This is a genomic window from Microcoleus sp. PH2017_24_DOB_U_A, assembly GCF_020738205.1.
GTDB lineage: Bacteria > Cyanobacteriota > Cyanobacteriia > Cyanobacteriales > Microcoleaceae > Microcoleus.
In genome coordinates, this window is record NZ_JAEQCT010000083.1 from 1 (window position 1) to 14684 (window position 14684).

The 14684-nt window shown below is 44.8% G+C and carries 15 protein-coding genes; 7 read left to right on the top strand and 8 right to left on the bottom strand.

The window, feature by feature from the left end:
- Positions 1–127: 127 nt before the first annotated feature.
- A complete protein-coding gene (locus JGK07_RS22685) occupies positions 128–355 on the top strand; it encodes a hypothetical protein (RefSeq protein ID WP_293177229.1) in 228 nt (75 codons plus the stop codon).
- Between the two features lie 109 nt (positions 356–464).
- On the opposite strand, the gene JGK07_RS22690 is transcribed toward JGK07_RS22685, so the two are convergent.
- The 6 genes from JGK07_RS22690 to JGK07_RS22715 form a co-directional block, all read right to left on the bottom strand.
- Positions 465–1304: a DUF3226 domain-containing protein gene (locus tag JGK07_RS22690; protein ID WP_293177231.1), complete on the bottom strand. Its 840-nt coding sequence runs from the start codon at positions 1302–1304 to the stop codon at positions 465–467.
- Complete coding sequence (locus JGK07_RS22695; RefSeq protein ID WP_293224817.1) at positions 1301–2440, bottom strand: ATP/GTP-binding protein; 1140 nt, start codon at positions 2438–2440, stop codon at positions 1301–1303. Before JGK07_RS22695 ends, JGK07_RS22690 begins: the two co-directional genes overlap by 4 nt.
- Positions 2427–2675, bottom strand: a complete 249-nt coding sequence (locus JGK07_RS22700) for a type II toxin-antitoxin system VapB family antitoxin (RefSeq protein WP_293177235.1) — start codon at positions 2673–2675, stop codon at positions 2427–2429. Before JGK07_RS22700 ends, JGK07_RS22695 begins: the two co-directional genes overlap by 14 nt.
- 282 nt (positions 2676–2957) lie before the next feature.
- Entirely contained in the window at positions 2958–4745 is a 1788-nt protein-coding gene (gene aspS / locus JGK07_RS22705) for an aspartate--tRNA ligase (RefSeq protein WP_293212116.1), read from the bottom strand.
- A gap of 73 nt (positions 4746–4818) precedes the next feature.
- The gene (locus tag JGK07_RS22710; RefSeq protein ID WP_293177239.1) at positions 4819–4992 is read right to left on the bottom strand and encodes a hypothetical protein; all 174 of its coding nucleotides are present in this window, start codon (positions 4990–4992) and stop codon (positions 4819–4821) included.
- 941 nt (positions 4993–5933) lie between these two features.
- On the bottom strand, positions 5934–7577 hold the full coding sequence (locus JGK07_RS22715) for a trypsin-like peptidase domain-containing protein (RefSeq protein WP_293224819.1): 1644 nt from the start codon (positions 7575–7577) through the stop codon (positions 5934–5936).
- A 446-nt stretch (positions 7578–8023) separates the two neighbouring features.
- On the opposite strand from JGK07_RS22715, the gene JGK07_RS22720 reads away from it, so the two are divergent.
- On the top strand, positions 8024–8371 hold the full coding sequence (locus tag JGK07_RS22720) for a DUF2442 domain-containing protein (RefSeq protein ID WP_293177243.1): 348 nt from the start codon (positions 8024–8026) through the stop codon (positions 8369–8371).
- Between the two features lie 107 nt (positions 8372–8478).
- Here the strand turns inward: JGK07_RS22720 and JGK07_RS22725 are convergent, their stop codons facing one another.
- Positions 8479–9177, bottom strand: coding sequence for a pirin family protein (locus JGK07_RS22725; protein ID WP_293205315.1), 699 nt, complete (start codon positions 9175–9177; stop codon positions 8479–8481).
- 138 nt (positions 9178–9315) lie between these two features.
- On the opposite strand from JGK07_RS22725, the gene JGK07_RS22730 reads away from it, so the two are divergent.
- On the top strand, positions 9316–9648 hold the full coding sequence (locus JGK07_RS22730; RefSeq protein WP_293177247.1) for a helix-turn-helix domain-containing protein: 333 nt from the start codon (positions 9316–9318) through the stop codon (positions 9646–9648).
- 271 nt (positions 9649–9919) lie between these two features.
- Positions 9920–10318: a DUF4112 domain-containing protein gene (locus tag JGK07_RS22735; protein WP_293190456.1), complete on the top strand. Its 399-nt coding sequence runs from the start codon at positions 9920–9922 to the stop codon at positions 10316–10318.
- A 378-nt stretch (positions 10319–10696) separates the two neighbouring features.
- Here the strand turns inward: JGK07_RS22735 and JGK07_RS22740 are convergent, their stop codons facing one another.
- Positions 10697–11722, bottom strand: coding sequence for a low specificity L-threonine aldolase (locus JGK07_RS22740; RefSeq protein ID WP_293224821.1), 1026 nt, complete (start codon positions 11720–11722; stop codon positions 10697–10699).
- A gap of 79 nt (positions 11723–11801) precedes the next feature.
- Between JGK07_RS22740 and JGK07_RS22745 the strand changes: the two genes are divergently transcribed.
- The 3 genes from JGK07_RS22745 to JGK07_RS22755 are packed head-to-tail and all read left to right on the top strand — an operon-like array spanning position 11802 to position 14625.
- Positions 11802–12014: a DUF2997 domain-containing protein gene (locus JGK07_RS22745; protein ID WP_293177253.1), complete on the top strand. Its 213-nt coding sequence runs from the start codon at positions 11802–11804 to the stop codon at positions 12012–12014.
- An 11-nt stretch (positions 12015–12025) separates the two neighbouring features.
- Entirely contained in the window at positions 12026–12808 is a 783-nt protein-coding gene (locus JGK07_RS22750) for an XRE family transcriptional regulator (RefSeq protein ID WP_293177255.1), read from the top strand.
- 20 nt (positions 12809–12828) lie between these two features.
- Positions 12829–14625 (top strand): Hsp70 family protein, encoded by a 1797-nt coding sequence (locus JGK07_RS22755; protein ID WP_293177257.1) that lies wholly within the window; start codon positions 12829–12831, stop codon positions 14623–14625.
- Positions 14626–14684 lie beyond the last annotated feature (59 nt).

The window sequence follows — 14684 nt, forward strand, 5'->3', positions numbered from 1 at the left end:
GGTGTCATCACCCTCAAAACGTAGTTGTAACTGAGGCTGGCTATCTCTTCACCTTTAGGTACTGGTTGTCCTGTTATGTCCGGTGATTGGTGGATAGCAATTCCACTATTCGTGTAATTCAAACCCTATGATATCACAGCCCAAGTCCGTTCCCGAACTGCTCCGGGAAGAAATTCCTGATGTACCTCAAGGCAAAAAACCGATTCGTTTGTTGTTGTGTGGCGTTCCCAAAGGGGTAGACAGCATTGTTAATCTGCTGCACGTTTTGGGTTTTGCACAAGTTGGAGAGTGGAGTCCGCCTGTACCGTCGCCTCTAGCGGGTGAGGTGATTCGGATTTTAACTCGTTACTGGTAAGAATGATTGTGGAGGTCGATCGCACTTTTCAAAAGTTCCCCAGTAGGGACACAGCATTGCTGTGTCCTTACAGATATTGCGTACAATGTACCAGATTCGATCGTGTTTATCAACTCAACTCCAAAAGTTGCCTCAAAAACTCAATAAAATTTGCCAAAGCAGGAACCTGCTGCTGTGTCTCTTTACTCACCCAATTATTATCAGCAATACTTGTTGTATTAGTCTTCCCCGGTTTGAGAACACTGACAACAGTAGCAACTAAAGCTTTTTCGCGATCGAAATTTTTCCAGTTTAAAGATCTTATCTCTTTTTGAGAAAATTCATCGAGATCGGAAAACTCATCTAGATAAGAATCTAGATAAGAATTAGCTCTTTTCATGTACGCGGGATAAGCTATCTGTCCGCACTCACACAGCAAAGTATCCAACACACCGGGCGAAGCGTTATCTGGCAAAATATAAATTCCTGTACGCGGGCTATTAGAATTGACAACACCCGCTCGATCGGGCAAATCAGGAAAGTAGTTGCGGAATTTATTAGTATATTCTGAAACAATTTTATTGGGATTTGACTTATTATCACAATCGGTAACTATGCCAAATGCCGACAAGTTTGTTTGATACTCAGAATTATTAGATAATATATCATCTAGATTAGTAACAAGGTTGCTTCCTTCACCAGCATAAATTACTACGGAGACAGTATCATTAAACAAAATAGATGGCATATCAAGACGTTTGTACAAATCTCCTTGTTTGGGATAACGGGGAATAAACTTATGCCAAAATTTGTCAAATTTACTTTCCAATTCTTTTGACATATCCAATCTTGTCAACTTATCCAATTTGTTCCACTCTTCTCTAAAATCTTTAAAACCCAAAAGCTTCAGAACCTTCCCTGTAAATGCCTGGTCATGAGGCCCTTCTACTCCAATAATGGCGTATTTCACACGCGCACCTCCTGACCCAAATCCTCCCGCAATCTTTGCAATTTTTCCCGTTCAATTCTAACTGCTTTAGTTTGTGAATCCCGTTTTTCTAAACGATAAAGAACTACATCAGTCTCCGAATCGCTAGCATCCAACATCGCATCAATTGCTTCTAAACTGTGGGTAGTTGCAAATAACTGAACATTCATCTGCTTGCACCACTGCACAATCCAAGCAAAGGAACTGCGAAGTGCTTCAGTATGAATTGCTGTTTCTATTTCGTCAATTAGCAACACTCCACCTCTGACTTTTGCCAATGTTAAAGAAATAAATAGCAAGCGACGTACTCCATCACCAAAAGAGCTTAATGGTGAAAATCCTAATACTTTATGGTTGATATAGATACTTGGACTAAACTCTCCAAGTGATAAAATTTCCAAGTCTACTATTTCCGCATCTACAATCTGAAGTAATTTAATTACCTCGTCTTTCAATCCCCGTAGTATTGCCTGCGATAGAAGATGAGACTCTAATTTTTCCATCCTGTGAGAAACAGGTGTGACCATATTAATTGGCAATCTTGGGTATAAATGATTAGACTGACTTATCAGCCTTTGACGTGGCCATATTTCAAAATTTTCTGATACTTCATTCCCTAAGAAAAGTACGATACCTTCTGGCGGATCGCGAAGTATTGCTTTGAGTTCTATGTTGGCACCACGTATACTCTTATATTCAAGATCTTCATAAGATTCTAGCCAATCTTCAGTGCTATCTTCGATATCTTTTTCTGATTGAAATAGCATTTCTATCTCATTATAGACTGCCCTAGATTCTACAACTTGGAAGCTACCATTCCCAGAAATATAGGTTTCCCCTAGGTAAAGAATGGGTTTAGGTACTTCATTCTTTTGAGGAAATAACCACTTGAAAGCATCTAATGGAATTTTGGGAGAGGCCTTGATTTCTCGGCGCCCTGCTGTTTTCAACCATTCTCCGATATCCAACGGCTGACAATAGGTTGATATCGCCTCTAAAACACTGGTTTTACCTGAGTTATTCCCGCCAACCAAAATGTTGATCTGGCCCAAGCCCTGCAAGGTTAAATCTCGCAGGCCTCGGAACCGATGGATGGTTAAATTGTCAATGTGTTTCATAATTATGACTTACGCATTTCAACGGAGATGCTTCGCTTCGGTTTTCCCGCAAGGCTTTGTAATCGTAGTCGCTCGAAAATTGAATTTGTCCGCTTAAATCCAGTAGGTTTCGCTTTTTACGGGTGCGAATTAATTCTTGCAAAGCAAAGTCAATCAGTTCTTGTTCTGTCTTGAAATTGGTTAAGCGAAAGGCTTCTTTAACCAACTCTTCGTTAAGTTCAACGGGGGTTTTCATGGTTAATCTTTCATCTCATTGTAATGATACTTACCAGCCACGATCGCAATTTGTCGATCCGTAACTTGGGAAACGAATAGTTTTTACCTATTTTTGATTATGATAATTATAACGTTTTTAGTTTAATGACAACGAAGTATTCTCGGAAAAAACCCGATTTCTGACTACCCACAAATCAAAGAAACCGGGTTTTTCGCAGTTTCTGGGAGGTGTGACGAGTATTCTGGAAAAAACCCGGTTTCTCGCCACCCATCCACTATTCATTGAAGGTGTTTTACATACCTATGTCTTCGGTACATAAGTCGATCGCACTTGCAACTCCTTCATCTGCTTCTCATCCACACCAGACGGCGCATTCGCCAAAATACAACGCGCTTGCTGCGTCTTCGGAAACGCAATCACATCCCGAATCGACTCCTCGCCAGCCAACAACATTACCAGGCGATCGACACCATAGGCAATTCCGCCGTGGGGAGGAGTTCCATACTCAAACGCATCCAACAAAAAGCCAAACTTATTGTAAGCTTCCTCAGTCGATAAGCCGATCGCCTCAAACACCCTTTCCTGAACATCCCGCTGGTAAATCCGCAGAGAACCACCACCGACTTCTGTGCCGTTTAACACCAAATCGTAAGCTTGAGCTCTCGCAGTCTTCAGATCGTCAATATCATCGGGATGCGGGGCTGTAAATGGGTGGTGCAATGCTTCCAAACGCTTCTCATCAGCGTTCCATTCAAACATCGGAAACTCTGTCACCCACAGCAAATTCATCTTGTCTTTGTCAATCAATCCCAATTCGTTACCGATGCACAAACGCAATCTATCCAAAGTCTTATTGACAGTTGTGACATCGGCTGCTGCAAATAACAACAAATGACCTGGTTGTGCGCCAGTGCGATCGAGCAACTCCTGTTTTTGAGCTTCTGTTAAATTATCCTTAATTGCGCCGATCGTATCAATTTCGCCATTCTCCCGCACCCGGATATAAGCTAATCCCTTAGCCCCGGCTTCGCTGGCTTCCTTAAACAAATCGCCACCCGGCTTAATTCGCACATTAGAAATCGCATCATTCCCGCCCGGAATTGGCAAAATTTTCACAATTCCGCCCGCAGCAACCGCACCGGAAAACACCTTAAATCCCGAATCTTTCATCAAATCGGAAACATCGACTAATTCCATACCGAAGCGAGTATCTGGTTTATCGCTACCATAACGATCCATCGCTTCGGCGTAAGTCAAACGCGGGAAAGGACGAGGCAATTCCACGCCTTTCACACTTTGGAAAATATTGCAGACTAAACCTTCATTTAATTCGAGGATTTCTTCCACAGACATGAAACTCATTTCCATGTCCAATTGCGTAAATTCCGGCTGTCTGTCAGCGCGCAAATCTTCATCGCGGAAGCAGCGGGCAATTTGATAATATCTGTCTAAACCCGAAACCATCAGCAATTGTTTGAACAATTGTGGCGACTGCGGCAAAGCATACCATTCGCCCAAATTGACGCGACTGGGAACCAAATAATCTCTCGCACCTTCGGGAGTCGATCGCGTTAAAATCGGTGTTTCAACTTCAATAAAACCGCCAACGTCTTCGAGGTGGCGACGCATAGCTTTGATCACCTGGTGACGAAGCTGCAAATTTCGACTCATGCGATCGCGCCGCAAGTCCAAATAGCGATACTTCAAGCGCAAATCTTCCCGCACGCTTTCATTATCCGCCGTCGAAACCTGAAATGGTAACTGTTTGCGAACCGCATTCAACAATTCAATCTCGTCAGCATAAATTTCTACTTCACCCGTAGGCAATTTAGGGTTGAGGGAATCTGCGGGGCGGCTGGTGACTCTACCTGTAATTCTCACCACGTATTCGCCGCGCAAAGCCTCAGCCCCGTGATAGGAATCTGGGGTGCGTTGGGGATCGCTGACAATTTGCACTAAGCCCGATCGATCGCGCAAATCGAGAAAAATCACCCCGCCATGATCGCGGCGGCGATCCACCCATCCGTAGAGGGTGACAGTTTGTCCGATGTGTTCGCTTCGCAGTTCGCCGCAGTAGTAAGTTCTCATGGTTGGGGGTTATGGACTAAAAATAAAGCTTTTTAATTATGCAGTATGCCTGAACATTGTGCTGAATGCAAATTCAAGGGCGATCGCGATCGTGGTTTTGGTGTTGAGTGCAGTAGAGTGCAAGTGTCCGCCCAACCATAGCATTCTTGAAAGCTCTTCTGTTGTATTGGCTGAACCCTGAAAGCTTTAAGCCGTAACGCTTAATCCCAGTCGCACCGAAACTGCGCGCGCGATCGGCTATTGACATTATCCCTGTCCAGTTGACAGTAATATTGAGTTTGATATATTGTAACGGATTCAGGTTTATATGAAGCTATCGTAGCATTAGAGTCAGAAGGATTGCTGTGTTCAGAGCCGTTGAAAGTAAATAAACAAGCCTTATCCAAATATTTACTGCTTCTTTTGATCGGTTTACTGACCACCCATAATTTCTTAAATTCCTTGTGAGTCACGTGGGTAATTCAAAGTATTGTCGTTTTACCAACCTATGTAACGTATTATGAGAAACTTTGATTCCAAGGAAAGTTTCTCGGGAGCATCTCAGTTTGGCATTTATAGTGCTGTCCCCGCTCGCGTATTCTACTCGCGAGCGGGGACAGCACTATAATAAAAAAATGCTTTTTGCCAAACTGAGATGCTCCCAGTTTCTCGCATCTTTTTCTGCCATTTGATAAGATTCATTGGCACTGATTAATAGATCGCATTTTTCCATGCTCGGGCTAAGGAATTAGAATTAAATAACTTACAATCTTTATTGCTCTTGTGGGATGGGCGTCCCGCCCGTCCGTCCTTTCTGGACGGGCGGAAGAGGCCATCCCACAAACTTGTGTAAATTATTTATTTAATTTGCGCTCCTTAATTTCTGATTCTGCTGAAAAGAAAACTTGCCTATTACTGGTCTCACTTTTATAATATTGCCTGCTGTACAGATTTTTCTAGACTTTCAAAACTTTTTAGTTCCATTGCATCTATATTTAGGTGAATAATTTCTGCCACCGCTTTTAAGTGGGATTATATTGATTGCTGGTGTGCTGGTGTGATTTTAATTACCTCATGCTTTTTTTTGATTTTTACTACAAGGTTTTTCATTTGAGACATTTTTGAAGAGATTTGCATTCATTGAGATGCCTCCATTACCTCGCTTGAATAGCCGATTCACTCCCCACTGTGCGGTTAATTAAAAAAATCTTAACTTCTTTTCCAAATCTTAATTTCCCCCAACCAACCCGCACTCACAATAGTCTTAGCATCTGCGCTAATTCCTACAGCAGTAACATAGCCAGAATGTCCGCTCAAATTACCTCTCAATTGACCCGATCGCACATCCCACAGTTTTACACTCTTATCCCAACTCCCAGTAACCAGTATACTCCCATCCCGACTGATTGCCAGCGACCAAACTCCATCGGTATGTCCGCTCAAACGCCGAATTAATTGACCGTTTCCGACATTCCACAAACCAACAGTACCGTTGCTGTTACCGGCGGCCAAAGTTTTGCCATCGGGAGTAAAAGCGAGGGACAAAACAGACAAGTTCTTGCCGCCAATCGTGCGAATTGCTGCACCTGTAGTTAAATTCCACAACCTAATTGAACCATCTTTGCTGCCACTAGCTAAAGTTTGGCGATCGGGACTAATTGCAACAGCATTCACTAATCCAGAATGCCCGGTTAAAGTCCGCAGCAATGCCCCTGTTTTCGCATTCCAAATCTTAATCGTTTTGTCCCAACTGCCGCTCGCGACAAATTGAGCGTCTGGACTGACGGCAACACTCGAAACAGCGCCAGAATGCCCGCTCAAAGTGCGGACAACCGCGCCTGTTTCTAAATTCCAAATTTTTACAGTTTTGTCGTCACTGCCGCTAGCTAACACGTTTCCATCCGCACTCGATGCCAGGGCGTTTACCGCTTCCGCGTGTCCTTGCAGCGTAGTTTTTAATTGCCCGCTGGGGAAGTTCCAAACAGAGATTGTGCCGTTACTATTTCCTGTGGTAAAAGCAGTGGAAGCTAGAGCAAGGGAACTGACAACTTCTGAAGGCCCTTTGAGGGTATTTGTGGCTGCAAAGGCGATCGCACTTCCGGGCTTCTGAGGCGGATTATTGACAGGAGTTTTCGGATTTGCGGCTGTTGGCGATTGGGGAAGGACTGGTAGCGAAATAGTCGATCGCCATTTCATGATATTACTGATTTCTACTCCCGCTGCCACGATTTTATCCGAATTGTCCTCTAACCTGACAATGCCGTTAATTGCGACAACTTTTCCCGCATCGTCAAGCACTGGGCCGCCGCTCATTCCCGCCCTAACTAAGTTGTTGTATACCAAAGTATAGCCATTTAATGGAGTTTGGCGGCCGGTAAATTGACCTTCGGTAGCGATGAAAATCGGTTGTCTCAGGGAACCGCCGGATATTGGCCAGCCAGCCACATAGGCCTTTTTTCCGGGAGTTGCTGGGGAATTAGCTAATTGAGCGAGGGGGTAGCTTTGAGGGCTGCTGATGGGGACGATCGCGATATCCGCACCGGGCATTCGCCGCACCAGGCCGTATGATACAGAGTGAGCTTGACCGTCGGGAGTTACAACCTCGTAATCGCCAGGTTTATCGACTACGTGCCAGTTGGTGAGTATATAGTACGTGCTACCTTGTTTTTCTAAAATTACTCCGGAACCGCCTTTTGTGCCTTGGATCCGTACCGTGATTTGTTTGGCGACGGTTTTAACTGCGTCGGCGGTTAAGGCTAGGGCGATTGGAGGTGAGGTGAGTGGGATGAGGGCGATCGTGCTTAGGGCGATCGAAGCACTCAAAATAGCCGGAATTGTTCTGCTGTAGTTCATGATTGTGTCAATTTAACATACCCACATATCAACAGACGGATTAGTTTTCCGGTTTGTGGCGCGTTGGTGGTTGGGAATGGAAGGGTGTTTGCAAGTAAGGGTTAGTAGGGTGCGTCAGCTAGAGTTTTTAGTGGATAATTGAGAGTTTAAGAACTGACGCACCTTACAGCTAGGGGGTGCGTCAGTTTATGCAATTTCAAACAAGCCTCTCAACTTCGTACTGACGCACCCTACAACTATCAACGGACGGATGGGTTTTCCGCTTTGTAACATATTTTTACACAAAATGAGAATGTAAGGTTAGTAGGGTGCGTCAGTTAGAGTTTTTAGTGGATAATTGAGAGTTTAAGAACTGACGCACCTTACAGCTAGCAGGTGCGTCAGTTTATGCAATTTCAAACAAGCCTCTCAACTTCGTACTGACGCACCCTACAACTTGACTTATAATGGTATATAGAAACTGGAACAAAGAGTTAACAGAGGAAAATCTCCGAGATCGAATAGCCCAAGCCAAGCAAACATGGAAAACCGCTGAGGCTATAAAGCCGCGTGCCGAATCCGTGCATTACAATCAGTCGGAAGATTTAATTGTTATCAAACTCAAAAACGGTGCTATTTTCTGTTTTCCTCCGAGGCTTGCACAAGGCTTAGAAAGTGCTTCACCAGAACAACTTGCTGATCTTTGGCTACCTCCTTCCGGTAGCAGCGTACACTGGGAAAGCTTAGATGTTGATTTTGGCATTCCCGAACTTATCGCAGGTATTTTTGGGACAAAATCTTGGATGGCTAATTAATTTCTTAGTCTCTTAGAGAGGGACTTTGTTTGTGTAGGATCGGTTTGAACCGCCGAGTGGCTCAAATCCCCGATTTTTCTAATAATTCGGGGATTTCGCCTTAAATTTTATGCGAGATCGAACAGCAAAAACTCCGCATCTTCTGCCGCTTCAATAACCAACTCAGCCTCATCACTAACCGCCGCACCGTCACCCTTTTCTAAAGTCAAGCCGTTGAGCAAAACAGCACCGCGAGCAACTTGTATCCAAGCATGGCGATTTGGCTGCAAAACATGAGAAACCCGGGAGTTTTTATCCAAAACTGCTGCATACAAATCGACATCTTGATGCACTTTTACTGCACCATCTCTCGCATCTCGCGCCGCAACTAAGCGCAGTTTCCCGCGCCTTTCTGTTAGGGGAAAATCCCGCTGTTCGTAACTCGGCTCTAAGCCATTGGTATCGGGCAACAGCCAGATTTGCAGCAAATGAACTCGGTCAGTTTGCGAGGGATTGAACTCGCTGTGTTGGATGCCCGTACCTGCACTCATCCGCTGTACTTCACCGGGTTTGATTACTGCGCCGGTACCTAAACTGTCTTTGTGTTCTAACGCTCCTTCCAGTACATAGGTAATGATTTCCATGTCGCTGTGCCCGTGAGTGCCGAAACCTTTGCCGGGGTTAACGACATCCTCATTGATTACCCGCAACGACCGAAAATTCATATAATTGCGATCGTAATAATTGGCAAAAGAAAATGTGTGGTAACTGTCCAGCCAACCATGATTAGCGTGTCCTCTTGCTTCACTTTTTCTGACTGCAATCATTTTCTCAATCCTCCTTCGATTTTAGATTTTAGATTTGGCAATGACTTCGGGTATTGATCGGATGTTTTTACTTTAAACCAAGTCAAGCTATTATGGGAAGTACGCACTTAAAAGTGCGGTAGTTACCAAAAAGATACTATGCAAGCTAAAGCAGGAACTATTGAGCGCGCAAATTGCCCGGTAGAAAGAACTTTAGAGGTGATTGGCGGGCGCTGGAAAGTCTTAATTCTGCGGGAGCTATTTCAAGGAGTGAAGCGTTTTAATGAGCTGCAACGAGCTGTCAACGGCATTACTCAGAAGATGCTGACGCAGCAGTTGCGGGAGATGGAGTCAGATGGGATTGTTCATCGGGAAATTTACCTGCAAGTTCCGCCGAAAGTTGAATATTCGCTCACACCTTTGGGCGAAAGTCTTAAACCGATTATTGATTCGATGCACGAATGGGGAATTAAGCATCTTAACTATAGTTAAGTTTATTGAAGCGTAGCTAATTCCCAATTTGCGATCGTCGCCGACTATATCATAAAATAACCCTTATAAAGTTTGTAGTGAGGACTTCAGTCCTCTCTGATTTGAAGAGGACTGAAGTCCTCACTACGAACCTGTTATAAAGTTCGTAGTGAGGACTTCAGTCCTCTCTGATTTGAAGAGGACTGAAGTCCTCACTACGAACCTGTCAGGGCGATATTTTTTCCGTCTTCCGACTGATGGCAATTTTTCCAGCTAGTCCAACAATAATAATATGAACAAAATAGAGCGTCTTGCCACTCTCAACCGCATCCGCAAACTCAGCCGCCTGATGGATACCGCCATTGGCATCCCCGGTACTAAATTTCGCATTGGTTTAGATCCCATTATCGGTTTAGTTCCCGGTGCTGGGGATATAGTAGATACTGCGTTTTCTGCTTACCTAATTTACTTAGCAACTCAATTCAATCTCCCCCCGAAAACTCTAGGCAAAATGATTTACAATATTAGTTTGGAAGCTGTTATTGGCTCAGTGCCTTTAGTCGGAGATATTTTCGATGCTTTTTATAAGTCAAACATGAGAAATCTGGCGCTTTTGGAAGCGCACCTCGAAGCAGAGGAACCCGAATTAGCAGCAGTTGCAGAACCTATTCATGAATCGATTAAACTCTAGGCGTCTACTTCACCAAAAATCCCAGCCAAAAACCGAAAATCTCAAAAACCTGCCCCACCCAGCGGTAAATTTACATCTACATTTTCTGCATCAAACCGTAGGGGCGGGTTCGCCAAAAATCTCATCCAACAAACAACAATCTCAAAAACCCGCCCCCACCCAACGATAAATCTAAATCTACATTTTTAGTATTTGATACAAATTAACGTTGATGTGGGTTATTGGTTGTGTGGGGGCGGGTTTACCTAAATTTTTTGTGGGTATTAAAGATGTTTGCGAACCCGCCCCTACCGAATTATAAAAATCTGTAAGGGCGTATTCACAGAAAGATTTATCATCACGAAAAGGTTCAATAAACCCGCTCTTACAATTTAAAATTTATACAGAATAGCGTTTAACAGCTTCCACGAAAGCATTAACATCTTCTTCTTTAGTATTAAAAGCTGTTACCAGTCTAATAGTAGAGTTATCCCACCGATAAAACAGAAAACCCTCAGCTAAAACCGCTGCAATTACAGATTCGGGAAGCTGCACAAAAATCTCGTTAGCTTCGACGGGATGGCAAAACTTGACTTTCTCAACTCCGGCCAAACCTTCGGCTAATTTAGCTGCCATCTTATTGGCGTGAGTCGCATTTTTTAGCCACAAATCATCCGTTATATATGCTTCCAACTGCGCCGACAAAAACCGCATCTTTGAGAACAGATGCCCGCTGCGCTTGCGGTAAAATGGGAAAGTCTTTGCTAATTCTTGATCGAAAAATACCACAGCTTCCGCAGCCATCGCGCCGTTTTTTGTCGCTCCAAATGAGAGAATATCCACGCCTGCGCGCCAAGTGATATCCGCAGGAGCACAGCCCAAAATCGCCACAGCGTTAGCAAAGCGAGCTCCATCCATATGTAGGTGCAAATTGTGGTGGCGCACAACTTCCGAAATCTGGGCAATTTCCGCTGGATGGTATACTGTGCCGGCTTCTGTGGCTTGCGTGATGCTGACGGCGGCGGGCTGTACGTGGTGGACTACTCCTGCACCAGCGCGATCGACTATTTCACCTAAAGTCTCTGCCTCTATCTTAGCATGATTTCCTGTTACTGTCACTAACTTTGCACCGCCCGTAAAAAACTCCGGCGCGCCGCATTCATCCAGATTAATATGAGATTGGGCGTGACAGTAAACAGCCCCGTAAGCAGGAGTCATCACCGCCAGGGCCAAAGCATTAGCAGCAGAACCGGTGGCTACAGGAAAAACCGTCACCGATGTCTCGAACAAATCCGAGAATTTAACTTGCAAACGCTGCGTATATTCATCATCTCCGTAAGACATCGCAGCACCGCAATTAGCCGCTGCAATCGCTGCCATAATTTCCGGCGAAACCCCGGTTGCATTGTCGCTACAAAAATTCATTTGAATAATCGGTAAACAGAATCTATAATATAACTCAACAGTCAAAACTCAACCGTCAAGCATTAAACCAAGAGGAACTATGGCAGAGTACCGCCAAATAGAATACCGCATCGGCAAAGACGGCAAAATTACTGAAACCGTCCTCAACGCCACCGGTTCGAGTTGCACCGAAACCACTGCCGGAGTTGAAAAAGCCCTGGGCCAAGTAGAATCTCAAGAGTTGTTGCCAGAATACTATGAAGGCGAAGAAAATTTGACCGCCGAACAAACTCAGACTTTAAAACAAGTTTAGAAAAATTAACAATGTTCTATCTCCTCGGTGCAACAGTTGATATAACAACAGGGCCTGCCTTCGGTATCGCGCTAGCTGTCGGGGGCATTTTTCTAATTTTAGTGTACCTTTATGCTGCATCCGAGGCCGGAGATGCGATCGACTTTAAGTACGATACAATCCTCCGGGAACGCATGAATCAGCTAGATATCGTCGATTGGCAAGACTTAGGCGAAAAAGCAGGCTTAAGTCGCTTCGGGGTGCGCTTAGTGCGACAGGGAGACGTGGGAAAACTCACGCTAGACCAACTGCGGCGGCTGGCAACTGTGCTAAATTTGAATTTCCAGGAATTCGATCGCACTTTAAGCGCACTGCCCGTATCGGCTGCAATCACCACGAATCCCAGCGAAATCGAAGAATTGAAACAGCAGTGTTTCCGGCTGCGCGAAGAATTGCAGCAACAAAAAACTCAACTAACTACCGATTTTCGCCGCGCCACCTTTGAACAGTTGCAAACTTTGTTAACCAACTATCCCAGCGCCCGCAAAATGGCAGAAGCCAAGCCGAATATGCCCGCCAAAAATCTCTCGGCTTTGTTTACGCCCCTAGAAAATCTCTTGTCAAGTTGGGATTTTGAAACAATTGGTTCAGCTTGGGAACAAGTGACTTACAATCCGCAGTTGCACCAGCCGGATGTTGAAGATATAACAGAAGGAGAGTTAGTTTATATTCGGTTTGTCGGCTATCGAGATGGAGAGCAAATTCTTGCTCCAGCTAAAGTTAGTCGCAGCCTTCCACCGGGAATAACAAATTAAATTGAAAATCTAAAATAGACATGACTACAGTTGCAATAGACTTCGGTACCAGCAACACGGTTGTTTGCATTCTCAACCCGGATACGCAAACACCAGAAACTTTGAGATTTGGCGAAATGTCCCGCATTTTTAAGACCAAAAAATCGAACCCAGATGCCCTAGAAATACCTGTAGTTCCGACTTTAGTGTTTGTGAAAAATGCGGGAGAGTTGGTATTGGGAGAAAAAGTGCGATCGCAGCGTTTAGGACAATCCCAGCCCGATCGCTTTTTCAAAGCTTTTAAACGCGACTTGGCTGCCGATTATCAGCCCCCGGCCCGCAATATAGACGGTGAAAGCTACACGCCGGAATCAGTAGCTGAACAATTTATCAGAACTATATGGAAACAATTATATCAGCAAAACATACAACCAGATAAATTAATTTTTACAGTACCAGTCGGAGCATTTGAGCGATATCTTGATTGGTTTCGCGACTTAGCAGAATCTCTCGGAGTTGAGGAAGTTCAGCTAATAGATGAATCCACCGCCGCGGCTCTGGGATATGCCGTACAACGCCCCGGTTCTTTGGTTTTAGTAGTCGATTTTGGCGGCGGTACTTTAGACTTAAGTTTGGTTCGCACTGCTGTTACCCCCCCCTTACCCCCCCTTATAAAGGGGGGGAGAAATTTCGATCCTTCCCTTAGCAAAGGGGAGACAAATCTTGCTCCCCCCCTTAGCAAAGGGGAGACAAATCTTGCTCCCCCCCTTAGCAAGGGGGGGACAAATCTTGCTCCCCCCCTTAGTAAAGGGGAGACAAATCTTGCTCCCCCCCTTAGCAAGGGGGGGACAAATCTTGCTCCCCCCCTTAGCAAGGGGGGGCTGGGGGGGGTGCGCGCCGAAGTTTTGGCAAAATCCGATGCTTATGTCGGCGGTGAAGATATTGACATCTGGATTGTTGAAGATTATTTGCGGCAAATTGGTTCGTCGCGGGCCGAAGTTGGTGGCGTGGGCTGGCAAAATTTATTGGAGATAGCGGAAAAGTTAAAGATTCAAGTTTCTCAAGTTAATGAGGCGAAGGAAAGTTGGTTTGACGATGAGAATTTTATGTCCTATGACTTGGTGCTAAACCGAGATCAGCTTGAAGAAATCCTGGAATCTAGGCAGTTGTTGGAACAGTTGCGGGAAGCTTTAGATGAAGTGTTGAGCATTGCGCTGGGAAAAGGTATCGGTAAAGCAGATATCGAACAGGTTTTGCTGGTAGGAGGAACTTCTATGATTCCGGCTGTATCTAATTTAGTGGTTTCCTATTTTGGGCGACAAAAAGTCAAAACAGATAAGCCTTTTGAAGCTGTAGCCCACGGCGCTTTAGCCTTGACACAATTGGCGAGTGTTGACGATTATTTGCGCCACAGCTATGCAATTCGACTCTGGGAACCTTATGCTAAAGCTTATACTTATTCGCCGATTTTTAGCAAAGAAATGAAGTATCCTTGTGAAAGTTCCGAAGAGTTGACGCTGCAAGTTGCCATTGAAGGTCAAAGGGAAATTAGGTTAGATATTGGAGAAGTTGCGGAGGTGTCGCAAGCGGAGGTTACTTTTAACGAAAAAGGGCAAATGACGAGCAGTTTGCTCAACAAACACAGCGATTTTCGTTCTTTGGAAAGCCACCACCAGCAGGTTTGTGTGGCGCATTTGAATCCGCCGGGAGTTTTGGGGATCGATCGCGTTTCGGTGAGTTTTGAGGTGGATGAGAAGCGGGTGTTGTTGGCTACGGTGAGGGATTTGGTGACTGGTAAGGTTTTGGTGGCCAAAGGGGCGATCGCCAAACTGCAATAATGGTACAATTGTTATTAAGATAAGATTCGGCGATTGAAATCGCTTCTACACAAACAAAG